We start from the raw sequence: 25287 nt of genomic DNA on the forward strand, positions 1-25287 counted from the left end.
TCTCCTAAAAGTCGATATTGATGCCGTCTGGCCAAAGAGGATGACGGCCTTCGTTTTCAAGCTTTTTTTCTGCGAGCCTTTTGACCCTAGGATGAATTGTGAAGATTATGCGATTAATTGATGCGAGGAGGTCGGAGTAATTGTTGGAAAAATGCTGTTCGTCTAAATGATAAACCTTTGAGTCCTTGATTGATTCTCGATAACTTAAAAGGCACCAAATGTCTTCGACATTCTCTATTATCACTTGGTTTTCACAGTTGAAGCAGTTGTGAATGTCCGAGCACGCTAGGTGATCAACAACAAAGTCCTTTGGATTAAAGTGATTTCTTCTCCGATATTTATCGACATGTGCAGAGAACGCATTCTTACACCCAGTGCCAAGTACGGTTTTTTGACCATTAGACTCAGAGTATTTGTTTAAAAACTCTTCATACGGGAGAACCTCAATACCTAGTTCTTTCTTTGCATGTTCTTTTGCTTGATTAATATCAGAGCACTTTGCTACTCCTTCTATTGTGTATGTCGCTGCCAGAAGCTGTTTTTCATTTTCTACAGTATTGCCCGATGAATAGTGTTTATTAAATGTGCGAGGAGTGTTTCCCAATAAAAGAGATGTCTCTACTGCGTTGCCAGTCTTTGCTAAATATCGATAGCTACCACTAGCTCGGAATCTCGATGCTGTTGGTCTTAGAGGTTTATTGTCATAGGTCATCAGAGAAAATGTTTGCTGCAGCCAATTTGAGAATGTTTGAATATGACCTTGTTGCAATGGTGCTGCTTTTCCTGCTTTGCATTGATATAGCAAGTGGGAATCGGTTGATATAGACGTGCTAAGTTTAAGAAGTTGCTCAAAAAAACGTAGAGCTATCTTGGGGACGTGGTAAGTGCCATTGTCACCAATTGAAACTGATACAAACTTATTTGCTCTAGGTTTCAATACACTTTGCTCAAACCAAGCTCCGCCTTCATAAATTTTTTCTTTTGGCTTGGTCATGTTTAGTAGCACGGTTGTGTTTCCCCATGTGTAATACGCTAGTAAGAAATAAGCTGCGCTAAAACATTTTGTTATTGGAGAGGTAATATCATGGGTAAACCCTTGGTATATAAAGGTTCCAATACGTTTATTGGTTGTAGCTTGAAGGAATTTTTCGGGTTCATCTAAGATTTGTTTTGATAGCTGATTAAAAAAACGATAAATGACTTTTATAAGAACATTTAACTCTTGATCGGAATAACTTTCTGTTGGGTTTATTTCAGAACGAAATAAGGTATAAGGCGAGAACCAAGTTGAGCTTGGGTTCCCCAGTCTTTCTAAACATTTTTTTACACATGAAATCTGCTTTCTAGCGGAGTTCACATTCATTTTTTCAATTCTAACTTGTTCTATTAAATGCCTTTCTAAAGACTCAACTGCTTCCTGGCTCTCAGGTCGAAGGTTCTTTGAATCACAATAACGAACAAAGAGAGCAAAGTCTCGAAGGTAGCTTTGTTTGGTAAGATCTGAATATTCATTGGTATCATTAAAAAATCGATACCAACGTAAAACATCATCATCACGATTTGCTGGCCTTGCTGATTCAAAGCTCCTTTTAAAGGCTACACCATGATAAAAAAATCGAGTGAAATCGTATGTAAAATACTGATCAATACCGGTGCGCATTCTTATGGTCAAAATAGGGGGAGAATAGCTCATTTAAGTGACTCCTCTAGAATCTGGTCAAGGAGAACCATCGCTGATTGATTAGCTTTCTCTTTGCGAAGGTATTTAAGGTATTTCCATGTTGTTTTGTCATCCTTGTGACCCATCCAAGCCATTACTAGCGCAAGCGCATCACCAACAGCTAGATGCTCTAAAAGAGCATCTAACCGGTAGGTTCCATAAGTTGCTCTCAAGTCATGTGTTCTATGATCGAATGATGTTTGAAACCTGTTCTTAATCTCTTCTCGTAGACGGCGAAAATACTGTTGAATATTATTGCTACATAGAGGCATTCCACGATTATTGAGTAAAAGAGTAGAGTGCTCTTGGTTGGTCTTTTTTGCTCGATTGAATCGACGTTCTGAGACGCTGTAATAGTACATCCTTTGCATCAGTGAAAATGGAACTTCGACCTTTCTGGTTTTCTTGAATTTTGTGTGCACCCCATTGGAGGGGCCGATTTCTACTTCGAATCTCTTTGAGTTGGGGGCTGGTTTTTCTACGGAAGCAATAGAGAACGTGCATGCCTCTTCGACTCTTAACCCTGATTGAATCTGTAATAGTTGATGAATAATGAATTCTTCAGAATAGTTTGTTAAGCAGGTTGCAAATTGAGCAAGTTCTTCTTTTGATAAAGGATTAAGTCTTTGGTTTTCGTTTTTGGCTGGTTTTCTAATTCTTAGATCTGTGGATCGAACAACAAATTTAGGGTTGTTGTGGCTCATCATCCCTGTGTTTGCGATATGAACTAACTGGTAGTTAAACGGTTTATTATCTTCCGTAAAAGTTATAAAACGTTCGTGAGCCGCCCATTCATAAAACTTAATAAGTTGCAGCATATAGAGGGATGCAGTTGAGTATGCGATCTCTCCCTTTTTAGCTGCGTTGAGTAAGTTATCGTTTCTAAATCTGTAAGTAGGCTTTAGGTAATCTGTAGGAGGAAAAGCATTCCAGGCACATCCAGTATCTTCAAGAAATTGCCAGTACCTTTTCATTGCTCTAACGCAGCAAGAAATGTCAGATGCGCTTCTGATATTTTGAAGATAATTTAACCAGAGATTTACGGGAAGAATATACTCATTTTCGTTTGAGTAGAAAGTTGGAAAGCCTTTTAGTAAGAAAGACTTTGAGATTTTTGACGCAGGAAATATGCGAGGAACATTGAAATCTTTCGAGTGGATAACCGTAACCATACTAGCCTCGCAGAGTGTTGAACTCTATTGAGGCTAGTATGTTTTCCAGACTTTACAAATCTAAAGGGTAGATTTTCCAGACTACGATCTACATGGTAACAAACTCTTCGCTGCCCGTTGGGTGGATAGCCACAACAGAGTCGAAATCTGCTTTGGTTGCGCCCATCTTCATTGCAACGCCGAAGCCTTGAATCATTTCATCAACAGTGAAACCGATGCCGTGTAGGCCGACGACTGTCTCTTCTTCGCCTGCACATACTAGCTTCATCTTACAAGGTTGACGGTGTTGAGTGACTGCTGTGTACATTGCAGTAAAACCAGACGTGTAGACCTTGATGTTGTCTTTGCCGTATTGCTCTTCAGCTTCTTGAGTCGTTAGACCAATTGTGCCGATAGGTGGGTGGCTGAATACAACAGTAGGAACGAGCGCGTAGTCCATCTTCGCGTTTGTTTGGCCGTTGAATAGGCGCTCAGAAAGCTGACGACCTGCTTTAACAGCAACAGGTGTTAGCTCGATGCCGCCTTCCATGATGTCGCCAACACAGTAAATGCCAGGAACGTTTGTTGCTTGGAATTCGTCTACTTTGATGTAGCCACGGTCGTTTGTTGCAACGCCAGTTGATGCTAGGTTGATAGCGTCAGTTGCTGGGTGACGGCCGATAGCCCAAATTAGGTGATCAACGTTTTGAGTGTTGCCATTCTCAAGGTGCAGAGTCAGCGTACCGTCTGCTTCTTTCACGACTTCTTTAGGAACAGAGTGCGTGTGAAGTGTTGGGCCTTCCGCTTCCATTACTTCAACCAATGTCTCAACGATCATTGGGTCGAAGCTACGTAGTGGTGACTCTTTACGACAGAACAGGTGTGTTTCTGTGCCAAGTGCACTTAGTACGCCTGCGATTTCTACTGCGATGTAGCCCGCGCCGATAACAGCAACACGTTTAGGTTGCTCCATCAGGTCGAAGAAACCGTTTGAGTCGATACCGTGCTCTGCGCCAGGGATGTTTGGAATGGTTGGACGACCACCTACCGCGATCAGGATGTGATCTGCAGTGTAGTGTTCACCGTTAACTTCAACGGTCTTCTCATCGACAAACTTAGCAAAGCCTTTGATTACGTTTATTTTGTTGTTACCAAGAACGCGATCGTAAGACTGGTGAATACGACCAATGTACGCTTGACGGTTTTCAACCAGTTTGCCCCAGTTGAAGCCTTTTACGTCAACGTCGAAGCCGTAGTCTTTTGAGTATAGGTTGATCGCTTCAGCAACTTGAGCACCGTGCCACATAACTTTTTTAGGAACACAACCAACGTTTACACAAGTACCACCAAGGTCTTGAGCTTCGATAAGTGCAACTTTTGCACCGTGCATTGCTGCGCGGTTAGCTGATGCGATGCCGCCTGAACCGCCGCCGATACAGATGTAATCAAAATGAGTCGCCATTACTTTCTCCATTTATTGAGGGTTGTGGGCACAGTGAGCGCACTGGATACCTACGTCCTATAGATTCTTAAATTATCTAATTATTATATTGAGGGCAGATCGGTTGAACTCAATCTCCCTGTTTAAAATTTATTCGTATACGTCACAATCTGTTGAAGATTCTGCAAACTATGACGTTAAGTTCGAGGTTACTCGGGTACGATCCACTCTACTTTGAAGTGACCGGTTGCCGGCGCAATTGCTTCCTTCAAGAATGGAAGAATTTCGTTCATTTGGCTTTCTAGTTTCCAAGGCGGGTTGATAACAATCATGCCTGATGCTGTCATGCCACGCTCGTTGGTGTCTGGTGATACGCCAAGTTCGATTTGTAGAATCTTGTTAATGCCTAGGCCTTCAAGTCCTTCGATCATGTCTTCGATATCACAGCGGTTTACCACTGGGTACCAAATTGCGTAGATACCGGTTGCCCAGCGCTTATGGCTTTGAGCAATCGCAGTCACCACATCGCGGTACTCTTTTGCCAGCTCATAAGGTGGGTCGATAAGCACTAAACCACGACGCTCTTTTGGTGGCAGACTGCCCTTTAAGCGTTGGAAGCCATCTTCTTTGTAGATAGACACCTGACGATCGCGGTGGAACTCTTGCTCAAGCAGCGGGTGGTCTGCAGGGTGAAGCTCAGTCAGTACCATGCGGTCTTGGTCGCGCAGGTGTGAACGTGCAACACGTGGTGAGCCCGGGTAGAAACGCAGTTTTTCGCCATTGTTGAGTGCTGAGATAGACTCAAGGTAGCTTTGAATATCTTCAGGAAGTTCTGTTTGTGCCCAAACGCGTGCAATACCTTGTTTGTATTCGCCCGTTTTTTCAGACCATTCATGCGTTAAGTCGTAACGACCTACACCAGAGTGAGTGTCATGATAAACAAAAGGCTTATCCTTCTGTTTCAAAGAATTAAGAATAAGGCTCTGTACGATATGCTTTACTACGTCGGCATGGTTACCCGCGTGGAAGCTGTGGCGATAACTTAACAAATTAAACTCTCGTAACACTCTCGAATTAGAGTGTGGTTAGTGTAGGTGGGGTTAATCAGACTATTATAACCCTCAATGGACCATAAATTCTCGATCAATTCAGGAACAGTCGTTCGCAATATGCAGTTAGTTATTGGTTCTGCTATTGAAATTTGCCTTCATGGGCACTATTTAATAACTATTCGCAGGTGATTTTTTAGGGCGCCCCTTAGCCTGATGACTGTAAGACGACCTCATTACAAAAAAGACGAAAGTCTCTAAAGCCAAAGGAATGTTTATATGTCTAATCCGCTATTAACCTTCACGGACTTACCTCCGTTTTCACAGATCAAACCTGAGCACGTTAAGCCGGCGGTTGAGCAAGTGATTGAAGAGTGTCGCAACAAGATAGAACAAGTACTTGAAGGTAATACTTCACCAAGCTGGGACAACCTTGTTGCTCCGATTGAAGAAGTGGATGATCGTTTAGGCCGTATTTGGTCACCAGTAAGCCATATGAATTCTGTGATGAACAGCGATGAGCTGCGTGACGCTTATGAGAGCTGCCTGCCTGTGCTTTCTGAGTACGGCACGTGGGTTGGTCAACACAAAGGTTTGTTCGAAGCTTACAAAGCGATCAAGGCGAGTGAAGCATTCTCGGCATTAGACCAAGCTCAACAGAAAACCATTACTGACGCACTGCGTGATTTCGAGTTGTCGGGTATTGGCTTACCTGCAGACGAGCAGCATCGTTACGGCGAGATCAGTAAGCGCCAGTCTGAGCTAGGTTCTCAATTCTCAAACAACGTGCTTGATGCAACCATGGGTTGGAGCAAGCAGGTAACAGACGTGGCTGAACTGGCCGGTATGCCTGAGTCGGCATTGGCAGCAGCACAAGCCGCGGCGGAAGCTAAAGAGCAGGAAGGTTACCTACTGACTCTAGATATCCCTTCATACTTACCAGTGATGACGTACTGTGATAACCAAGCGCTACGTAAAGAGCTGTACGAAGCTTACGTAACTCGCGCTTCAGATCGCGGTCCAAATGCAGGTAAGTGGGACAACACTGAGATCATCACTGAACAACTTAAGCTGCGTCACGAGATCGCTCGCATGCTGGGTTTCAGCACCTACAGCGAGAAATCATTGTCGACCAAGATGGCAGAAACGCCAGACCAAGTACTTGGTTTCCTTAACGACTTAGCAGTAAAAGCTAAACCACAAGGTGAGCGCGAAGTAGAAGAGCTACGTCAGTTTGCTGAGAAAGAGTTTGGTGTTTCTGAGCTAAATCTGTGGGACATCGCTTACTACAGCGAAAAACAAAAACAGAACTTGTTCGAGATCTCTGATGAAGAGCTTCGTCCATACTTCCCTGAGTCGAATGCAGTTTCTGGTTTGTTCGAAGTACTCAACCGTGTGTTTGGTATGTCGGTGACTGAGCGTGAAGGCGTGGATACATGGCACGATTCAGTGCGCTTCTTTGATATCTTTGATGCTACAGGTGCACTGCGCGGTAGCTTCTACCTAGATTTATACGCACGTGAACATAAACGTGGTGGTGCTTGGATGGATGACTGTCGTGGTCGTCGTATTACTCAATCTGGCGAGCTACAAACACCTGTTGCTTACCTAACGTGTAACTTCAACAAGCCTGTTGGTGATAAACCAGCACTGTTTACTCACGACGAAGTGGTTACGTTATTCCACGAATTTGGTCACGGCATCCACCACATGCTAACGCAAGTTGAAGCGGGCGCTGTGGCTGGTATCAACGGTGTGCCTTGGGATGCCGTTGAGCTACCAAGTCAGTTCCTAGAAAACTGGTGTTGGGAAGAAGAGGCGCTGTCGTTTATCTCTGGTCACTTCGAAACGGGTGAAGCGCTACCTAAAGAGATGCTAGAGAAGATGCTAGCGGCGAAGAACTTCCAGTCTGCAATGTTTATCCTACGCCAGCTAGAGCTTGGCCTGTTCGATTTCACGCTACACACTGAATACGATCCAGAAGTTGGTGCTCGCGTACTAGAAACGCTAGCTGACGTGAAGTCTAAGGTGTCAGTACTGCCAAGTCTTGATTGGAACCGCTTCTCACATAGCTTTGGCCACATCTTTGCTGGTGGCTACAGCGCAGGTTACTACAGCTACCTATGGGCAGAAGTGCTATCGGCAGATGCGTTCTCAGCATTTGAAGAAGAGGGTATCTTCAACACTGAAACCGGCAATCGCTTCCTGAACAACATCCTTGAGATGGGTGGCAGTGAAGAGCCGATGGAGCTGTTCAAACGCTTCCGTGGTCGTGAGCCTCAAATCGATGCGATGCTTCGTCATGCTGGCATTCAAGCTTAGGTTAGTGATTCCCTTATATTGTTAGCTGCATAGCTTATATTAGGTAACAGAGCTTAGATTCGTGGCTACATAAGTTAGATAAATTAAAGGCTGAACATTGTGTTCAGCCTTTTCTTTTTGGGTTACCCAAACATAATCTAGTGCGTGTATAGATTATGGATTCACGTTGCGATTGATTGGGTTTTGCAGCGAGATAAGGGTCTCAGTCGATTGAACCTCGTCGATCGCCTGCAATTTATCAATCAGCACGAACTGCAATTCTTCTATCGATTTACACATCAGCTTAACGAAAATGTTGTAGGCGCCGGTGGTGTAATAAGCCTCAACCACTTCGTCCAATGCGTTTAGTTTAGCAATGGCTGAATGGTAATCGCGGGCTGCATTGAGGTTGATACCAATAAAACAACACACGTCGTAACCCAGTTTTTTTGTGTTTACCACAACCTCGGTTCGCTCAATAATGTCGGCCGATCTCATCTTTTCGATACGAACGTGAATCGTCGCGGGGCTGACATCGAATTTCTTTGCCATTTCAGCATAAGGCGTGCGCGCATCTTCCATCAAAGTTTTGAGAATGGCACGGTCTAGGTCATCCAGACGAGCAGTAGTTGTGGACATGCGTAACCCCTTATATCGAATGAAAATAGCCTGGCTAGAGTACATATCATAGCCAAGGGTGATAATATTAGCAGCAACGATGATGTTAAGGTGAATTCAGTGCGATTTTGGTTGTTATTTCTTGTGGTGTGTTGGAGTACTTTTGCTTCCGCGCAGACAAAAGATGTCTTGGTGATCCACTCTTACCATCAAGGTTTTTTCTGGACAGATGATTTCCACAAAGGGCTAGCGGCAGAACTTGATCGAGATGGTCTCTCTTATCGTGTCGTTTACCTCGATAGCAAGCGCTCTCAAAATCCGGAATATCTTGAGCGTGTTTATCAGCTTTATCACACCAAACTACTGCATGAAGAGTTTGCTGCCGTTGTCGTCAGTGACAATAACGCGCTCAACTTAATGAAGCGCCTCGCGCCCGATCTCAAAGGAACGCCTGTTATCTTTGGCGGCATCAACAACTTCTCTCCTGAAATGATTGAAGGCTTGAACGCAACAGGCATTAGTGAAGATATTGATTTGGCGGGTAATATTGAGCTGATCAAGCGTCTTCAATCGACAGTCAAAAAAATCTATATTGTCACCGATCACTCAGTGACGGGCGAAGCCATTCGTGCCCAAATCGATCTGTTTGTTAGAAAACACCCAGATTTTTCCGATCTCGTTGAACACTATGTTCCTGATTCTTATCAAGAGCTCGTGACATTTTCTCAACGTGCCGATCTCGGAAAAAGCTTGCTGTTTTGGGCGTATTACCGCGATGCAGATGGTCGAGTCAGCAGCGATGAAGATTGGCGCGATCTCAATACACAGACTCAAATGCCACTGTATATGGTGCATGACTTGGGGCTTGGGTTCGGCGCTATCGGAGGCGTGATTCAGAGCGGTGAGACTCAAGGTCGAGATACTGGGCGTGTCCTATTGAACGTGTTGGCTAACCCAACAAAGCCACTTCCCCCAGTGGTAGCTGGAGCTCCAGAAATAAAGATCGACTATCAACAGATCTCTCGTTGGGACCTAGGCGCAGAGAATGAAGCCTCGGTGACTTTCCTAAATAAGCCTAAGTCATTCCTCGCGCGCTATCGCGATGAGATTCGTACGATTGGTTTGCTATTTTTAGCCATGGCGTGCGTGATTGCCACCTTGGTGTATTACCTCAACCGACTGAAGAAAAGTGAGCGGGCAAGCCGAAAAAGCCAAATGTTGCTTGAGTCGATATTCGATCAAAGTCTGCAATTTATGGGCATTATCGACAAAAATGGGGTGCTGTTGTCGAGTAATAGCAAGCTGCATGAGCTTCTTTACAACCAAGGCTACAAGCTTGGTACCCCGCTTCAAAATCATCAGCATTGGGAAGAGTCTGCACGTGAAATCTTGAAGGAGTATTTTACGAGTAAAGAAACGCCGCCTGCGTTGCGCTTTGAAGCTGAGGTGTGGTGTCGTGATCGCGGTGTGATGGTACTGGAGATTTCACTGAAATCGATGCCGGGCAATGAAGAGGATGACACCCAGTTCTTATTTGAAGCGCGTGATGTGACTTCTCGTAAACTTGCTGAAAATAAACTGTTCCAACGTGAAGCGAACCTCAAGCTGTATTACGACAAGCAACCCGTGATGATGATTACGCTGGATGGCAACAACCGTATTCAGCAAGTAAATCAGTTCGCTGAAGAGGTGTTAGGTTATCCGTTGGAGCAATTACTAGGCCATCGTCCAAGAGAGTTCTACGTCGATGAAAATGCGATGATCCCGCGTCATATCTTATTGCAACCACAGCACAAGGTTCGTGGCGTTTGGCGTCGTGATATTGAATATCGTCATGCGGATGGCAGCACAATCTGGATTCGTGAAAACATTCGTCCATTGGTTGAGTCTGATCAGTTGCTGATAGTCGGCGAAGACATCACCGAGACTCATGAGCTTTCAGAAAAGCTAGAGTATCAGGCTCGCTATGACTTGCTGACCGATACCTTCAACCGTAATCATTTCGAACAAGAACTGCAAAAGGCGCTCAAAGAAGTCGAGAGCCACATGCGAACTCACGCGATGTTGTTCTTGGATTTAGACCAACTTAAGGTCTTAAACGATACCGCAGGCCATGAAGCGGGTGATGCGGCGATCCTGTTTAGCGCCAAACTATTGGAAGAGGTACTGCCGTACAACACGGTATTGGCTCGAATGGGTGGTGATGAGTTCGCGGTTTTACTGAAAGATTGCACCGAGAGAGATGCGATCAATGTGTGTCGCAGTATCATCTCGATGATGAGCGAGAATCCGTTCCTGTGGGGTGATATTCGCCTTAACCTGACCAGCTCTATCGGTATCCGATTGATTGATCATACTGCGGCTTCACCACAAATGGTGCACGCTCAGGCCGATGCCGCTTGTCATGCAGCAAAAGAAGAAGGGCGCAATCGCTATAACCTTTACCATCAAGATGATGAAGATATCCGTCGTCGTCACCTTGAAATGGAGTGCGTTAACCTTGTCCATGAGGCCTTGGCCAATGACCGTTTAGAGTTGTTTGCACAACGTATCCTTGGTTTAGACAAAGACAGTCAGAAAATGCACTTCGAGATCTTGGTGAGAATCAAAAACATCAAGGGTGAGTACATCTCTCCTGGGATCTTCATGCCCGCCTCAGAGCGTTATAACATTGCGCACTTGATTGACCGTCGAGTCGTGAGCCAAACACTGGCTTGGTTAGAACATCGACCTGAGGTGATAGATGAACTTGGAATGTGCTCTATCAATCTGTCCGGTCATTCGATGGGTAACCGAGAGTTCGTTGAATTCTTGATTGAAAGCTTGGCGAATTCGTCCGTGCCTTGTCATAAAATTTGTCTAGAAATCACCGAAACGGCAGCGATGAGCAACATGAAACAAGCAATCAAGTTCTTCACTAGAATTAAAGAGCTTGGCTGCATGATTGCGCTTGATGACTTCGGCTCAGGCTTATCATCATTTGGCTACCTGAAGAAATTGCCGGTCGATATCGTGAAGATTGATGGTCTGTTTGTGCGCGATATCGATGTCAACGAAATGGATCATGTGATGGTTCGTTCTATCAATGACTTGGCCAAGCAGATGGGTAAACACACGGTGGCAGAGTTTGTTGAAAACACTCAGATCATCGACAAGCTGATCGAGCTCGGCGTTAACTATGCGCAGGGCTACATTATTGGTCGACCTAAGCCACTCGCAGAGCTCGTTGAAGAGTTACAGCAAGAACGAGCACTAGAGCACTTAGATTAAGTGAACCAAGCGACACGATGACTATTCTTTAGCTTTAGTATTAGCTTTAACACTTACAGCGCTAACAGCTTGCTGCGTTAATACTTTCAGAGCTAATGGCTTTCAGAGTTAATAGCTTGCAGAGTTAATAGTTTGCACCGCTAATATGTATTGTTGAGGCAATCAGGTAAACTGGTTGCCTCTTTTGTTTTGAATACTACTGTCTGTTGGAGACGACCTTGCAACTACAACTGATTTGCGAAGATGCCACCCAAATCGATCATCTAAATGACTTAGCGACCCGTTGGAATTTATCTCATGATGAAAACAGCGATTTCGCTTTGGTACTGACTAGCGAGCGACTTGAGTTACGTAAAGTCGATGAACCGAAGCTTGGCGCTATCTTTGTTGATTTAGTGGGAGGCGCGGTCGGTCACAGACGTAAGTTTGGTGGTGGTAAAGGTCAGGCAATTGCTAAGGCAGCAGGTCTAAACAAAGGCGCAACACCAACTATCTTAGATGGCACCGCTGGTTTAGGACGTGATGCGTTTGTGCTGGCTTCGTTGGGCTGTAAAGTACAGATGGTAGAGCGACATCCAGTTGTCGCTGCATTATTGGATGACGGCCTGCAGAGAGCGCAAAAAGACCCAGATATCGGCGGTTGGGTGAGTGAACGCATGAAGTTGATTCATGCTTCTAGCCATGATGCCCTAGACAAGCTTAGTAACGATCCTGACTTCGAACAGCCAGATGTAGTGTATCTCGACCCTATGTACCCGCACCCTGAGAACAAAAAGAAATCGGCTTTGGTTAAGAAAGAGATGCGTGTATTCCAATCTTTGGTTGGTGCAGATCTGGATGCCGATGGCTTGTTTGAGCCTGCGATGAAGCTGGCATCAAAGCGCGTTGTGGTCAAAAGGCCGGATTACGCAGCATGGTTAGACGAGCAAAAACCAAGCATGGCAATCGAAACTAAAAAGAACCGTTTTGATGTCTATGTGAAAGCATCAATGACTTAGAGACACGCTAAGAAAGTTTCCCGTCATAAATACGATAAATTGCCATTTAACACTTGCGATAGTCGCGTTACGGATGTATATCTAACTAAGAATCATTATTATTCTTAGCTGGAGTTGTAGCATGGCTAAACGCTTTTGTAAGTTAAACCGTCGAGATATCACCGAACACTTGGGAGAAATCCACAGTTTGGTGACTGAACCAAAGTTCGTGTGCCGCTCTTGTGCGCGCTCATCGTCGGATCAAGCGAATCTATGCAAACCGACAGCCATCCCACCGATTGATTGCCAGAATAAACCCGCGGAAGAAAAAGTCGCGTGTGGTCTACTTGCTGAAACATTGCCAACGCCAGAAGTTTCTCTTATCGAGGTAATGGACAGCGTTGAGCCAACGGTACAAATCTTTGACCCTGCTGCCGCAGAAAAAGCGGATAAAGTCGCGTTGAAAAAAGCCAAGCTGAAAAAACTGATGGCGAAGGCGAGCGGCGATGAGAAAGCTGAACTCAAACAAGCGAAGAAAGCGGCGAAGAAACAAGAGAAGTACAACAAAAAGCTAGCGAAGATGATTAAGAAGCAGCAAAAGCTTTTTAAGAAAAGCCAAAAACTGGAAAGTGACCTTGAACGTATCAACCTACAACTTGATGACGTTGCTTTCACTGAAACCAAGACTCAGGTCGTGAGCCACAATCACATCCACTGAAGTTAATTCGAAGAGCTTATTGCTACACAGATGATTTAAAAAGAGCGACCTACGGTCGCTCTTTTGCTTTCTGGGTATTATTTAAAATAAGAATCTTGCTAGTCAAACAAAGCTTATTCGCTAAATACAGATTGTTAGTTCAACGCGCTAGGCGTTGACAGCATCTCTCGCAACACGCTTCTTAACCCAAGTTTCATTAACCCATAAAGACAGCAAGATAACCCCACCACCGATGGAAAGTCGTACCAAGTCGACATCTCTATTCCAAATAAGGATATTCACAACAAGGCCTGCTGGGACTAACACATTGTTCATCACGGCAAGTGCGCCAGCATTGACCATGCACGCGCCTTTGTTCCACATAAAGTAACCCAGTCCTGAAGCAATTAAGCCGAGGTAGAGCAGGATTCCCCATTGAAGGGTAGTCGTAGGCAGTTTTTCAGGATTGCCCAGTAGCATGAAAGCAACCGAAGCCACACACAGAGCGCCTAAATAGAAATAACCAAACACCGTGTGTTGAGGTAATTCAGTCGCTTCTTTCTCCATCACCACCTTGTAGCCAACCTGACCGATAGCAAAGCATAGGTTCGCGCCTTGCACGACAAGGAAGCCGACTAAAAAGTTTTCGTTGATGCCTGCGAATTTAATGAACACCGCGCCTAATACCGCAATCGCGGCGGTCACTAGGTACCAAGGTGAGAATTGCCCTTTGAGAAAGTCATAAATAAGCGTGACATAAATTGGGGTGAAAACAGTAAACAGAAGGACTTCAGGCACCGACAGCAGCAAGAACGACTGATAATAGAAGCAATACATCAGCCCAAGCTGAATACCACCAATAGCCATCAATTTAGCGATCAGCTTACGTGAGACACCACGAAACTTAAGGAAAGGAAGGAATACGAGACCCGCAAGGGCAACACGCATCAAAACAGAGAACCAAGCATCAACCTGACCAGCAAGGTAAACACCGATCAGGCTAAAGGAGAAGGCCCATAGGAGGGTAACACCAGCTAAATAGCTCATAGTAAAACTTCGTTAATAAGATATGAGCTGTATGTTACCTAACCTTAAATCATTAGTCTTCTGAATCTCTTAGAGGCACGACCAGCATATCAACCGGAGAGGCGTTGATCAGTTGTCGTGTTGATGAAAGTAGCTTGCTCCAGAAATCTTGATGGTGACCACAAACCACTAAATCAACATTGAACTCATTGATGGTGTCACACAGCTCATGGCTCAGGTCGCCACTGCCCACTAAGGTGTGGGTGATAGGGTATTGAGCATGTTCAGCAAAATTTTGTAGCTGAACTCGAGATGCTTCCATCGCGTTATGCTGAGTTTCTGCCATGTTGATGTCGATAAGGCCGGTATACAGCTCGGCATAGTTAATATCAATATGGATAAAAGAGACTTTTGCCTCCAATGGCTTAGCCAGTGCTACCGCTTTATCGACAATCAATTTACTGTCATCAGATAAATCGACCGCAACCAAAATATGTTTGTAACTCATATTGCTACCTCCCTATTCATTGTCTAATTAAAGATTAGCACTATGCGATGGCTTTTTTTGCTGAAGTGATCTCATATCCATCGTCTTGCGTACTGGTTCTGTAAATTGTTGGTTAAGTAATGGTCAGCGAGATATTAATTAAATAGTGATATAGTAGAGAAAACTAAGGTGTAATCAGGAGACTTAAATGCTGTCTAAAACAATGGTTGATCAACTCAACGATCAAATTAATCTAGAATTTTTCTCATCCAACCTATACTTACAAATGAGTGCTTGGTGTGAAGACAAAGGATTTGAAGGTGCAGCAGAGTTTCTGCGTGTTCATGCAGTAGAAGAAATGGAACACATGCAGCGTCTTTTCACTTACGTTAGTGAAACAGGTGCAATGCCAATTCTAGGTGCGATTGAAGCGCCAAAACATGAATTCGACAGCCTTGGTGCCGTGTTCCGTGAAACATACGAACATGAGCAAATGATCACTGAAAAAATCAACAAACTGGCTCACGTTGCTTTCACATCACAAGATTACTCAACCTTTAACTTCCTGCAATGGTACGTTGCAGAGCAACACGAAGAAGAGAAGTTGTTTAAAGGTGTATTGGATAAGCTAGAGCTCGTTGGTGAAGACGGTAAAGCACTGTTCTTTATTGATAAAGACCTAGCGCAATTGGCAAAAGATGGTTCATCTTCAATTATGGAAGCTCCTGCAGTTTAGGCTGTAAGAAAAAGACACTGATTATCTTTTTCTTTTGAGTCTTCCCTTGAAGATGTAGGGAGGAAAGGATGATCAGCGGCGACACTATTCTATTTGCACTAATGGTTGTGACATGTTTGAACTGGGCGCGTTATTTTACCGCGCTAAGAACACTCATTTATATTATGCGAGAAGCACATCCTCTACTTTATCAACAAGTAGACGGAGGCGGATTCTTCACAACTCATGGCAATATGACCAAGCAGGTTCGCCTGTTTAGTTACATCAAAAGCAAAGAGTATCACCATCATCACGACGAAGTTTTTACGTCGAAGTGCGATCGTGTGAGACAGTTATTTATACTCTCTTCCGCTCTGTTGGGTGTGACGTTGCTGTCTTCATTCATCGTTTAAATTCCAGATGAATTGAGTGATTAACTGGATCTCAATTCGTTGAATCAGCCATCCACTTTATGTTGTGGGGGCTGACAGGAATTTGCACGAATGAACATCAATTGCAAAGTTGAAAATTGCCGTTAGAATAGCGAGCAATTAGTAAGGATGTGCTGTTTTGCACATCCTTTTTTATTGGTGGCGTTATGGGCACAAGGCGTGCTTCGTGATGCAAAAGTGAAGAAAGCAGAACCGCAATGAGTGAAAAATTTGACGTAATCGTAATTGGCGCAGGTGCAGCTGGCTTGATGTGTGCAGCAGAAGCAGGCAAGCGCGGCCGACGAGTGCTCGTCGTAGATCATGCAAAAAAACCGGGCAGAAAAATCCTTATTGCTGGTGGCGGTCGCTGTAACTTTACTAACTATGATGTCAGCGCCAATAACTTCCTGTGTAATAACAGTCACTTTGTAAAATCAGCACTTTCTCAATACACCAACTGGGATTTTATCTCGATGGTGAGCAAGCACGGTATTGAATTTGAAGAACGCGATCACGGACAACTGTTCTGTGTGAATGACCATAACTCAAAAGATATCGTTACCATGCTGCTAGCAGAGTGCAAGCAAGCAAAGGTTGAAGAGCGTTACCGTTGTGATGTTCATTCGATTGAGAAAACAGACGCTGGCTTCAAGATGCATCTCAACACCGATGAAGTTGAGTGTGATTCATTGGTTATTGCAACTGGTGGCCTTTCCATGCCAAAACTGGGCGCGACGCCATTTGGTTATAAAGTGGCAGAGCAGTTTGGTTTATCTGTGGTGCCAACAACTGCAGGTTTGGTGCCATTTACTCTGCATAAAGAAGACAAAGAAGCCTTTGCTGAGCTTTCGGGAATCGCGATTCCTGCCGAGATCACGGCGCAAGACGGCACTTTATTCAAAGAAGCATTGCTGTTTACTCACCGCGGCCTATCTGGTCCATCGGTACTGCAAATCTCTTCATTCTGGAAAGCGGGTCAATCGGTTTCTATCAACCTAGTGCCTGAAGTGGACGTCGCTGAGCTACTTGAAAACTCTCGCGAGAAACACCCAAATCAAAGCCTAAAAAATACCTTAGCGAAAGCATTACCAAAGCGTTTCGTTGAGGTGTTGATTGATCGTAAAGAGCTTGAAGACAAGCCGCTTAAACAGTTCAACGAAAAGCAGCTTAGTGGCATTGTTGAGCACCTAGAGAACTGGAAAATTGCGCCAAATGGCACTGAAGGCTACCGAACTGCCGAAGTGACTTTAGGCGGTGTAGACACTAATCACCTCTCTTCAAAAACAATGGAATGTAAGACGGTCTCTGGCCTCTACTTCATCGGTGAAGTAATGGACGTAACAGGTTGGTTAGGTGGCTATAACTTCCAATGGTGCTGGAGCTCAGGTTTCGCAGCAGGTCAGTGGGTTTAAGAGTGAGAGACAACCGGTTTGTCTCTTAATCGTGACTGCCACTAGTCATCCCTCGACAGTAGCTATTTGGCATTCTTACATTTAGTTTCTTTGGTGACTAAATTTCAACTTTCAAACCAAAACTCAATTTGTAATCGTCTTTATCGGGCTCTGAGTTGTCAGAGCCTAGTTTGGATAACATATATGCTTCACGGTTAATTTAACTTTAAAATCTAAACCCGCAATAACTTCCTATCTAACGCTAAATTGTTAACGCACCCACACCTCATGGAACGCTGAACAACCATAAACATCAGTAAAGTCCAATTCCTTAGTCACTTCGCGATCTAAATTGGAAGGGCACAGAACGGTTGTGACGTTTTCAGCTTGATATGATTTTTAATGAGAAGCCACACACATTGTAGTAACCCATGACGCTGAACTGACTCTATCGCTTTGTGTGAATCTTATATTGTGAGTCTTCTTATTGATGTTTCGTAATCGATAACTTTGTGCAAAGAAAATACTTAAGGTGGTGTCAGTCTTATGGATGTGAGTTATCGACAACTTAAAGCGTTTATTACTCTTGTTGAAACTAAAAGTTTTACAGCCGCGGCTGAACAAATACACATTACGCAATCTGCATTGAGCCAAATGATGCAAAAGCTTGCGGTACAAACTGCCTCAGAACTTATTGAGAAAAGAGGCCGAAAAATACTGCTAACTGAAACTGGTCGTACTTTCTACCAAGAAGCTTTGTTCATTGTTAACCGTTTGGATAAGTGGGAGTTGGAAAATAAAGCTCGTCAGCAAGGCTACCATCGAACGCTGGTTATCTCGTCTTTGTATTCAATGTGTTCTTCATTGGTTCCAAAAACCATCAGTGAGCTGAAAAGAACGCACCCATCTTTTTCGTTTCGGTTAATTGAGGAGCGAGTCAATGATATCCATAATTCAGTTCTAGAAGGACGTGCGGATATAGGTATTGGTACTCCCCCTAATAACTCGGAACTAAATTTTGAACTGCTGTTTCGTGATCACTTATGCTTTACCTGTAATAAGGCTCATCACTTGAGTGCAGAGAGTGAAGTCAACTGGAAGCAGGCTCATCAATACGCATCCATAGGTATCAGTCCAGGAAATAGTTTAAGGACACTTGCTGATCAGGCATTTATACGAGCAGGCCTTACCTATGACCCTGAAATTAGTGCGTCTCACACTTCAACATTGCTTGGTATGATCGATAGCGGTTTAGGTTCTGCTATTTTATCCTCAACCATCGCTTCATTACATGCTCATGAGAACTTAAGGTTTATCCCAATAGTAAAACCAATTCAATATCGTTCAATTGGGCTAATTACGAGAAAAGAAACTCACCGACAGATCATCGATGAGTTTAATCTAATGCTCAGAAAGCAAGTCAGTCTCAAACTGTAGTTTACGCGGTCTACATAGGTCCAACAGGTAGACCTAGCATGGTATAGGTCAAGAATACAGCTCCCCAGATCGTAAATAGAAAGAATGCGTATGGGACCATCATAGCTAGAAATGTACCGAATTTTACGTTGGGGTTATATTTGGCTATCAACGCTAATACCATCGGCACGTAAGGGTTTGTTGGAGATATAATATTGGTTGTTGAGTCTGCGATTCGATAAGCCATCTGAGTATATTCAGGTGATATATCCAGTAGCATGAATAGTGGAATAAAGACTGGAGCCATGATTGCCCATTGAGCTGAACCACTGAAAACAATCAGATTCATGAACCCTGCAAGTATCATAAACATGGCTAACATTAACAGCTTTGGTACTTCAACTTGAGCGAGCATTTCAGCGCCATTCACCGCGAAAAATATAGCCAAGTTAGACCAATTAAACCAAGCAATAAATTGGGCAATAACAAAAACTAATACGATGTAGCCACCAATACCATGCAATGACTTCGCCATCAAATCGGGCACATCACTCGCTTTCTTTATCTCTCCTGCTTTTACACCGTAAACGACGGCATTCATAATGAAAAACGCCATAATTATTGGGATTATGCCAGTAAGGAAGGGAGACGGAACTAAGCCGCCATCGGCATTTTTCAATGGTGAATCACTTGGAAACAGTAATGCCACCATTCCTAGTATGAAAACAATTGATGCGTACCCAGACCATTTTAAAGCTCGTTTTTGAATGTCGGTGACACTATATGTCTCAGTATTTTCAGTACTCAGTGGAGACTCTTCGGCAGAACGTTTTGTTTGCTTATCAAATCGTGGTTCTATGTATTTGTCTGTTATGAGTGTTCCAAGTACGACCAAGAGAGGTACCGAAAGGAGCATGAAGTACCAGTTAGCCGCGGGGCTAACTTCTACAGGTTCAACAATACGGGCTGCTTCTGTTGAAATACCGGAGAGTAAAACATCCGTTCCTGCGATAAATACGTTGGCAGTAAAGCCTGCGGCCACAGCAACAAAGCCTGCAGCAATTCCTACGACAGGGTTTCGATTGGTTGCAGAGAAAATGATGCCAGCTAAAGGAGGCACTAAGATAAACGCCGCATCAGATGCTAAGTTACCGATGATCCCGGTTAGAAATATAGAGGCGGTTACGAAGTTTTTGGGTGCGTTTAAAAGCGATTGCTTAATAGCTGAGTCTGCTAATCCTACTTCTTGAACAAGCCCTACCGCGAGCATCATGCAAAGTACCAAACCAAGAGGTTTAAACGCGATAAAATTTGATACAGCTGAATTTAGAATGTACACAAACCCTTCGCCACTGAGCAGGTTTTTTACTTTGATTTCATCTCCGCTCAAAGGGTGCGTTATATTCCCACCAAAATTCGACACTATCCAAGACAAGAATATGACCGCTAAGCATAAGGTAATAAACATATAGAATGGATGGGGTATTCGGTCACCAAACTTCTCAATACGATCAATTATGCTGACTTTCTGAGGGAGTTGTTTTTGCTCTAGTAAACCTGACATTTCACACTCCTGTGATTATTGAGGGTCACCGTGACCCCTGTACTAATTTTTATGAGCTAGTTTTGTTGAAGTAGAGAGATGAAGTATGCGGCTCCGGTCGGTAACACTCGATCATTGAAATCGTAGTTCTTGTGGTGCAAGCCTATCGTTTCTCCATTGATGGTTAATCCGTTGCCGATGAACCCATAACATCCCGGTACTTGGTCTAGAAAAAAAGAAAAGTCCTCACTGGCTAATAAAGCCTCACATGTTGCGTTAACCTGATCATTACCAACGACTGAAGAGGCGGCTTTCACTGCTGTCTCGACTTCGGGGAAGCTGTTGACGGTGGGTGGGTGAGATATTGGACCTAGGGAGAATTGTGCGGTCATGTCGAAAGCCATGGCAGTGTGAGAAACCAAAGTATCAAGTTGAGAGACCAAGCGGTCTCGCACATTTTGGGAGAGAGTTCTGAAGGTGCCACTCATTTGAGCGGTATCAGCGATAGCGTTAGTTGTCTCACCGCAATGTAACTGTGTGACTGAAACGACAAGCGGTTCAAACGGGCTATAAGTTCGACTGACTAAGCCTTGTATACCTTGATAAATATGGGTCGCAACTAATAAAGGATCTTGAGTGTTTTGTGGTAGGCCCGCATGCCCACTTTTGCCATTAATCTGAATAAAGAGACGATCGGAACTTGCCATTATCGGTCCTTCTTTGAATGCGAAATGCCCTTCTGGTATTCCTGGCATGTTATGAAGTGCGTAACATGCATCTAACGGATAGCACTCAAGTAAGCCATCCTGAAGCATTTTTTGCGCGCCACCAACGCCTTCTTCAGCGGGTTGAAAAATGAGTACGGCTTTACCATTAAATTGACGATTTTTTGCGAGGTATTTTGCTGCATATAGCAGCATTGTGGTATGTCCATCATGCCCACATGCGTGCATTTTTCCTGCCTGACAAGAACGGTGAGAAAAGCTGTTTTCTTCGTGGATCGGCAATGCGTCCAGATCGGCTCTTAAGCCTAAAGTTTTTCCGTCACCGAGTACCCCTTGGATAACCGCAACAACGCCTGTTCCTCCAAAGCGAGAGTCTATTTGTTCAACGCCATATTCCTTGAGCTTGGCGATTACCATACTTTGTGTGTTGTGCTCTTCAAAACCCAGTTCTGGGTGTTGATGAATATTTCGTCTAATTTCTACCATTTCTGGTAGCCACTCTTCTAGTTCTTGTAATAGGGACACGTCATTTCCTTGGGTAACATTTTCATAACATATAATCATGACGGTGTCGTATTACCTAGTTGGATGCGTAATAGTCTTATTAGTAAAACTTATAGCAATCTATATCGAACTTTTTGATGTGGTGTTTTTGAGTATCGGAGGTGTTGGGGTTATTCGCTGAAAATGACTTCAGTGAAATATTAGTTAACTAATATGACTCTAGAGGTAGATGCTTAATAATTAAAATAAAAATGGCGAGTCATAGGACTCGCCATTTTTGTCTTTAAAGCTTGCTATCGCTGATCACTTTGGAGAGTGAGTATTGCGAGAGTTTTAGTTTCGTTAGTTATCAACTTTCAGGGCTGAGGTTGTTTTTCTTCTTTCCCCATTTGATCTGCTGGATAACAAGACCAGCAATTATCAGCATCAAACCAAACAATGTTGCCGGGTGAATCTCTTCGCCAATAATGGTTGAAAGTAGCATTAGCGAGATAAATGGTGAGGCAAAAATTAGGTTGCTGATACGTGCCGTATTGTTGGTTAGCTTGAGTGCTGATAGCCACAAGACAAAGGTAATACCCATCTCGAACAGGCCAACGTAAGTCACCGCCATCCAACCTTTCGCTGTTATTTGGCTAAAGCTTTCACCTTCGTAAATAGTTAAACCAATCGCGAATGGCAACGCCACTAAGAAACCAAGCAGCACGCCAACCACAGGGTCAGCTTTGTTCTTAGTATTTAAAATCCAGTAACCCGCCCACAGCAACGTGGAAAGCAGAGCCAGTGCTACACCGAGTGGGCTATCGAACTGCATGCCTAACACATCACCTTTGGTGGCAATCACTACCACACCTGCATAGCTGAAGGTACACGCCACCCAATCTTGTTTACGAATTTTTTGCCCTAGAAATACCGCTGCCATTAAAGTCAGCGTGATCGCCCAACTGTAGTTGATGGCTTGTGCTTGAGATGCAGGCAACAGGTCGTAGGCTTTGAATAGAATCAGGTAATAAGCTAGAGGATTCACTAAACCAAGCAGTAAGTAATACCAAGGGTTTGAAAGAAACGTAGTACTCAGTTGAGAGAGCTTGCCTTGAAACGCACAAACGGCGATCAGCGCAATCGACGACACAATGCTGGCGATGGTCAGCATTTGAATCGGTGAAAACTCAGCAAGGGTCAGCTTAAAAGCAGTAGCGACTGTTGACCACAGCAATACCGCAGCAAGGCCAAAGCCCAAGGCACGACGTTCGTTCATAGCAACTCATTCTAATTTGATGGGACAGAATACGGAGCGCCTAGTCTATCTGTCGAATTTTAATACGGCAAACTGGACATTTATCCAGTATCAAAATACCATTTAATGAGTTATTTCCAATTAGGCTAAATCATTATCATGCAATGGATTATCGAACATCAGGCAACGCTTATGGCTGCTATTTCCGGCGCGCTCGTCAGCGGCGGTGTGGTGGGCTGGTGGATCAAACAGAAGTTCTCTTTTCAGCAGCGACTTCTTGAACAGCAACTCGAGTCCGACCGTTTGCTGCATGAGTCTCAACAATCTCAGCTCAAATCCTCGCTCGCAGAGGCGCAACAAGAGCTCAATGAGTTGGATGATGACCGAGACAAAGCGGCATTTGAACTTAAGCAGGCACATGGCAAGGTGATGGCTGCGATGGAGAAGCTGCGCTATTTTGAAGCCGTGAAGCAAGAGCGTCAGCAGTATGCCGATGATATCAATGTTCTTAAGGAGCATAAGTCTGAGTTGGAGGCAGAGCTTCGCGAGCAAGAAGCTAGGCACGACCAAGAAAATCTCGCCAACAGTGAAAAACTACAGCTGTTAGAGCAAGCAGAATCTCGATTGAAGCAACAGTTTGAACTGTTAGCAAATCAACTGTTTGAGAGCAAAACCGCCAAGGTCGATCAGCAGAACAAGCAGAGCCTCGAAGGTTTGTTATCACCGCTGAGAGAGCAGTTGGAGGGCTTTAAGAAGCAGGTTAATGATAGCTTCAGTCAAGAAGCCAAAGAGCGTCACACCTTAGTGCATGAGCTTAAAAACCTGCAGCGCCTCAATGAGAGCATGACGCGTGAAGCGGTTAACCTGACTCAGGCGTTAAAGGGTGATAATAAACAACAAGGTAATTGGGGTGAAGTGGTACTGGCTCGTGTGTTGGCGGATTCTGGCTTACGAGAAGGCCATGAATATCAAACTCAGGTGAACTTGCAAAACGATGCCGGCAAGCGTTACCAACCGGATGTGATCGTACATTTGCCACAAGATAAGCAGGTGGTGGTGGATTCGAAAATGGCTTTGGTGGCATTTGAGCGCTACTTCAACGCTGAGACCGATCAACAACGCGACGCAGCACTGCGTGATCATTTAGCTTCATTGCGCGCGCATATTAAAGGCTTGAGTCAGAAAGATTATCATCAGCTCAAAGGCATACAGAGCCTTGATTATGTATTGATGTTTATCCCAGTCGAACCAGCATTCCAAGTCGCGATTCAAGCTGATCCTAGCTTGGTCAAAGACGCGATGGAACAAAACATTATCTTGGTCAGCCCTACGACCTTGCTGGTGGCACTGCGTACCATTGATAACCTGTGGCGTAACGAAAGACAGAACCAGAATGCACAAATCATTGCAGAGCGAGCTAGCAAGCTTTACGACAAGCTTCGCTTGTTTGTTGATGATATGGAAGGTCTGGGTAGCTCATTAGACAGAGCCAACCAAAGCTACCAAGGTGCCATGAATAAGCTGGTGACTGGGCGTGGTAACGTGATTCGTCAGGCAGAAAGCTTCAAGCAATTGGGTGTTGAGGTGAAGAAACCTATCTCGGTTGGCTTGGCGGAAATTGCTCAAAATGAGGCTTTTTCAGAAAATGCCTCCTTAGTAGAAAGACAACCCGCTGAGGATAAAGTAAACTAATCGGCCGCAGCGCCTCTAAATAGAGAGTGTACTGTCGATGAGAACTTACCATGGTAGATAACAGCATTATGGACACAAGCGTGCAGACAAATTCAGCAGTAGAGTCAGAAACCACACACTTTGGTTTCGAAACAGTCGCGAAAGACCAGAAAGTCGCGAAAGTAGCAGAGGTATTTCACTCTGTAGCCGCTAAATACGACATCATGAATGACTTAATGTCGGGTGGTGTTCACCGCTTGTGGAAGCGATTCACGATTGATTGCAGCGGCGTTCGCCCGGGTCAACGTATCCTAGATCTTGGTGGTGGTACTGGTGACCTGACTGCGAAATTCTCGCGTATCGTTGGTGAAAAAGGCCACGTGGTTCTTGCTGATATCAACAACTCAATGCTGAATGTTGGCCGCGATAAACTGCGTGATAGCGGCATTGTTGGCAACGTACACTACGTTCAAGCTAATGCTGAAGAGCTGCCATTCCCAGACAACTACTTTGATTGTATTACCATCAGCTTCTGTCTGCGTAATGTTACCGATAAAGACCAAGCGCTGCGTTCAATGTACCGCGTGCTTAAGCCAGGTGGCCGTCTGTTGGTTCTTGAGTTTTCTAAGCCAGTGCTTGAACCACTATCAAAGGTTTACGATGCATACTCTTTCCACCTATTGCCAAAAATGGGTGAGTTGATTGCTAACGATGCAGACAGCTATCGTTACCTTGCAGAATCAATCCGTATGCACCCTAACCAAGAAACCTTGGAAGGTATGATGCAAGAAGCGGGTTTTGAAAATACTAAATACTTCAACCTAACGGGCGGCATTGTTGCGCTGCACCGCGGCTACAAGTTCTAGTCGAACTTGGTAGCAGGCTCGTAGAGTGTGCTAAAAAATAAGAATAAAGAT

The 25287-nt window shown here is 44.3% G+C and carries 20 protein-coding genes; 10 read left to right on the forward strand and 10 right to left on the reverse strand.

Annotated features, from left to right (window positions below; all coding sequences use genetic code 11):
* Window positions 1–4 precede the first annotated feature (4 nt).
* The 4 genes from QUF19_RS00295 to QUF19_RS00310 form a co-directional block, all read right to left on the reverse strand.
* On the reverse strand, window positions 5–1693 hold the full coding sequence (locus QUF19_RS00295) for a hypothetical protein (RefSeq protein ID WP_286295285.1): 1689 nt from the start codon (window positions 1691–1693) through the stop codon (window positions 5–7).
* The gene (locus QUF19_RS00300; RefSeq protein WP_286295286.1) at window positions 1690–2892 is read right to left on the reverse strand and encodes a tyrosine-type recombinase/integrase; all 1203 of its coding nucleotides are present in this window, start codon (window positions 2890–2892) and stop codon (window positions 1690–1692) included. The genes QUF19_RS00295 and QUF19_RS00300 overlap by 4 nt, the downstream gene beginning before the upstream one ends.
* 88 nt (window positions 2893–2980) lie before the next feature.
* Entirely contained in the window at window positions 2981–4333 is a 1353-nt protein-coding gene (gene gorA, locus QUF19_RS00305; RefSeq protein WP_286295287.1) for a glutathione-disulfide reductase, read from the reverse strand.
* A gap of 188 nt (window positions 4334–4521) precedes the next feature.
* Window positions 4522–5361 (reverse strand): 23S rRNA (adenine(2030)-N(6))-methyltransferase RlmJ, encoded by an 840-nt coding sequence (locus QUF19_RS00310; RefSeq protein WP_286295290.1) that lies wholly within the window; start codon window positions 5359–5361, stop codon window positions 4522–4524.
* 279 nt (window positions 5362–5640) lie between these two features.
* Here QUF19_RS00310 and prlC point away from each other — a divergent pair, with 279 nt between their 5' ends.
* The gene (gene prlC / locus QUF19_RS00315) at window positions 5641–7683 is read left to right on the forward strand and encodes an oligopeptidase A (protein WP_102437834.1); all 2043 of its coding nucleotides are present in this window, start codon (window positions 5641–5643) and stop codon (window positions 7681–7683) included.
* A gap of 153 nt (window positions 7684–7836) precedes the next feature.
* On the opposite strand, the gene asnC is transcribed toward prlC, so the two are convergent.
* Window positions 7837–8301, reverse strand: a complete 465-nt coding sequence (gene asnC / locus QUF19_RS00320) for a transcriptional regulator AsnC (protein WP_009848066.1) — start codon at window positions 8299–8301, stop codon at window positions 7837–7839.
* 126 nt (window positions 8302–8427) lie between these two features.
* Here asnC and QUF19_RS00325 point away from each other — a divergent pair, with 126 nt between their 5' ends.
* The 3 genes from QUF19_RS00325 to QUF19_RS00335 all read left to right on the forward strand — a co-directional run bounded on the left by QUF19_RS00325 (window position 8428) and on the right by QUF19_RS00335 (window position 13245).
* Window positions 8428–11550 (forward strand): EAL domain-containing protein, encoded by a 3123-nt coding sequence (locus QUF19_RS00325; protein ID WP_286298789.1) that lies wholly within the window; start codon window positions 8428–8430, stop codon window positions 11548–11550.
* Between the two features lie 218 nt (window positions 11551–11768).
* Entirely contained in the window at window positions 11769–12548 is a 780-nt protein-coding gene (locus QUF19_RS00330; RefSeq protein WP_017109237.1) for a class I SAM-dependent methyltransferase, read from the forward strand.
* A gap of 121 nt (window positions 12549–12669) precedes the next feature.
* Window positions 12670–13245: a hypothetical protein gene (locus QUF19_RS00335; RefSeq protein WP_286295294.1), complete on the forward strand. Its 576-nt coding sequence runs from the start codon at window positions 12670–12672 to the stop codon at window positions 13243–13245.
* 147 nt (window positions 13246–13392) lie between these two features.
* Here the strand turns inward: QUF19_RS00335 and QUF19_RS00340 are convergent, their stop codons facing one another.
* Window positions 13393–14271, reverse strand: coding sequence for a carboxylate/amino acid/amine transporter (locus QUF19_RS00340; RefSeq protein ID WP_286295295.1), 879 nt, complete (start codon window positions 14269–14271; stop codon window positions 13393–13395).
* A gap of 52 nt (window positions 14272–14323) precedes the next feature.
* Window positions 14324–14758, reverse strand: coding sequence for a universal stress protein UspA (gene uspA, locus QUF19_RS00345; protein WP_102437838.1), 435 nt, complete (start codon window positions 14756–14758; stop codon window positions 14324–14326).
* A gap of 187 nt (window positions 14759–14945) precedes the next feature.
* Here uspA and ftnA point away from each other — a divergent pair, with 187 nt between their 5' ends.
* The 4 genes from ftnA to QUF19_RS00365 all read left to right on the forward strand — a co-directional run bounded on the left by ftnA (window position 14946) and on the right by QUF19_RS00365 (window position 18711).
* Window positions 14946–15473, forward strand: coding sequence for a non-heme ferritin (gene ftnA / locus QUF19_RS00350; RefSeq protein ID WP_017109234.1), 528 nt, complete (start codon window positions 14946–14948; stop codon window positions 15471–15473).
* Between the two features lie 68 nt (window positions 15474–15541).
* The gene (uspB, locus tag QUF19_RS00355; RefSeq protein ID WP_102437840.1) at window positions 15542–15865 is read left to right on the forward strand and encodes a universal stress protein UspB; all 324 of its coding nucleotides are present in this window, start codon (window positions 15542–15544) and stop codon (window positions 15863–15865) included.
* A gap of 236 nt (window positions 15866–16101) precedes the next feature.
* Window positions 16102–17295, forward strand: coding sequence for a BaiN/RdsA family NAD(P)/FAD-dependent oxidoreductase (locus tag QUF19_RS00360; protein WP_286295298.1), 1194 nt, complete (start codon window positions 16102–16104; stop codon window positions 17293–17295).
* A 525-nt stretch (window positions 17296–17820) separates the two neighbouring features.
* Window positions 17821–18711, forward strand: coding sequence for a LysR family transcriptional regulator (locus QUF19_RS00365; protein WP_286295299.1), 891 nt, complete (start codon window positions 17821–17823; stop codon window positions 18709–18711).
* A 10-nt stretch (window positions 18712–18721) separates the two neighbouring features.
* Here the strand turns inward: QUF19_RS00365 and QUF19_RS00370 are convergent, their stop codons facing one another.
* The 3 genes from QUF19_RS00370 to QUF19_RS00380 form a co-directional block, all read right to left on the reverse strand.
* Window positions 18722–20254, reverse strand: coding sequence for an AbgT family transporter (locus tag QUF19_RS00370; protein WP_286295300.1), 1533 nt, complete (start codon window positions 20252–20254; stop codon window positions 18722–18724).
* A gap of 56 nt (window positions 20255–20310) precedes the next feature.
* Window positions 20311–21483, reverse strand: coding sequence for an amidohydrolase (locus QUF19_RS00375; protein ID WP_286295301.1), 1173 nt, complete (start codon window positions 21481–21483; stop codon window positions 20311–20313).
* A 328-nt stretch (window positions 21484–21811) separates the two neighbouring features.
* Window positions 21812–22720: a DMT family transporter gene (locus QUF19_RS00380; RefSeq protein WP_102437844.1), complete on the reverse strand. Its 909-nt coding sequence runs from the start codon at window positions 22718–22720 to the stop codon at window positions 21812–21814.
* 138 nt (window positions 22721–22858) lie between these two features.
* Between QUF19_RS00380 and rmuC the strand changes: the two genes are divergently transcribed.
* Both rmuC and ubiE read left to right on the forward strand, forming a co-directional pair.
* Complete coding sequence (gene rmuC / locus QUF19_RS00385) at window positions 22859–24391, forward strand: DNA recombination protein RmuC (protein WP_286295302.1); 1533 nt, start codon at window positions 22859–22861, stop codon at window positions 24389–24391.
* Window positions 24392–24456: 65 nt separating this feature from the next.
* Window positions 24457–25236 (forward strand): bifunctional demethylmenaquinone methyltransferase/2-methoxy-6-polyprenyl-1,4-benzoquinol methylase UbiE, encoded by a 780-nt coding sequence (ubiE, locus tag QUF19_RS00390; RefSeq protein ID WP_029222994.1) that lies wholly within the window; start codon window positions 24457–24459, stop codon window positions 25234–25236.
* The last annotated feature ends 51 nt before the right edge of the window (window positions 25237–25287 follow it).

This window comes from Vibrio sp. FE10 (assembly GCF_030297155.1).
GTDB classification, from domain to species: Bacteria; Pseudomonadota; Gammaproteobacteria; order Enterobacterales; family Vibrionaceae; genus Vibrio; species Vibrio apostichopi.

Excerpts from the sequence above, each read along its gene's own strand:
- QUF19_RS00295 (WP_286295285.1), bottom strand. The coding sequence starts at position 1,693 with ATGAGCTATTCTCCCCCTATTTTGACCATAAGAATGCGCACCGGTATT.
- QUF19_RS00300 (WP_286295286.1), bottom strand. The coding sequence starts at position 2,892 with ATGGTTACGGTTATCCACTCGAAAGATTTCAATGTTCCTCGCATATTT.
- gorA (WP_286295287.1), bottom strand. The coding sequence starts at position 4,333 with ATGGCGACTCATTTTGATTACATCTGTATCGGCGGCGGTTCAGGCGGC.
- prlC (WP_102437834.1), top strand. The coding sequence starts at position 5,641 with ATGTCTAATCCGCTATTAACCTTCACGGACTTACCTCCGTTTTCACAG.
- asnC (WP_009848066.1), bottom strand. The coding sequence starts at position 8,301 with ATGTCCACAACTACTGCTCGTCTGGATGACCTAGACCGTGCCATTCTC.
- QUF19_RS00335 (WP_286295294.1), top strand. The coding sequence starts at position 12,670 with ATGGCTAAACGCTTTTGTAAGTTAAACCGTCGAGATATCACCGAACAC.
- QUF19_RS00340 (WP_286295295.1), bottom strand. The coding sequence starts at position 14,271 with ATGAGCTATTTAGCTGGTGTTACCCTCCTATGGGCCTTCTCCTTTAGC.
- uspA (WP_102437838.1), bottom strand. The coding sequence starts at position 14,758 with ATGAGTTACAAACATATTTTGGTTGCGGTCGATTTATCTGATGACAGT.
- ftnA (WP_017109234.1), top strand. The coding sequence starts at position 14,946 with ATGCTGTCTAAAACAATGGTTGATCAACTCAACGATCAAATTAATCTA.
- uspB (WP_102437840.1), top strand. The coding sequence starts at position 15,542 with ATGATCAGCGGCGACACTATTCTATTTGCACTAATGGTTGTGACATGT.
- QUF19_RS00360 (WP_286295298.1), top strand. The coding sequence starts at position 16,102 with ATGAGTGAAAAATTTGACGTAATCGTAATTGGCGCAGGTGCAGCTGGC.
- QUF19_RS00365 (WP_286295299.1), top strand. The coding sequence starts at position 17,821 with ATGGATGTGAGTTATCGACAACTTAAAGCGTTTATTACTCTTGTTGAA.
- QUF19_RS00370 (WP_286295300.1), bottom strand. The coding sequence starts at position 20,254 with ATGTCAGGTTTACTAGAGCAAAAACAACTCCCTCAGAAAGTCAGCATA.
- QUF19_RS00380 (WP_102437844.1), bottom strand. The coding sequence starts at position 22,720 with ATGAACGAACGTCGTGCCTTGGGCTTTGGCCTTGCTGCGGTATTGCTG.
- rmuC (WP_286295302.1), top strand. The coding sequence starts at position 22,859 with ATGCAATGGATTATCGAACATCAGGCAACGCTTATGGCTGCTATTTCC.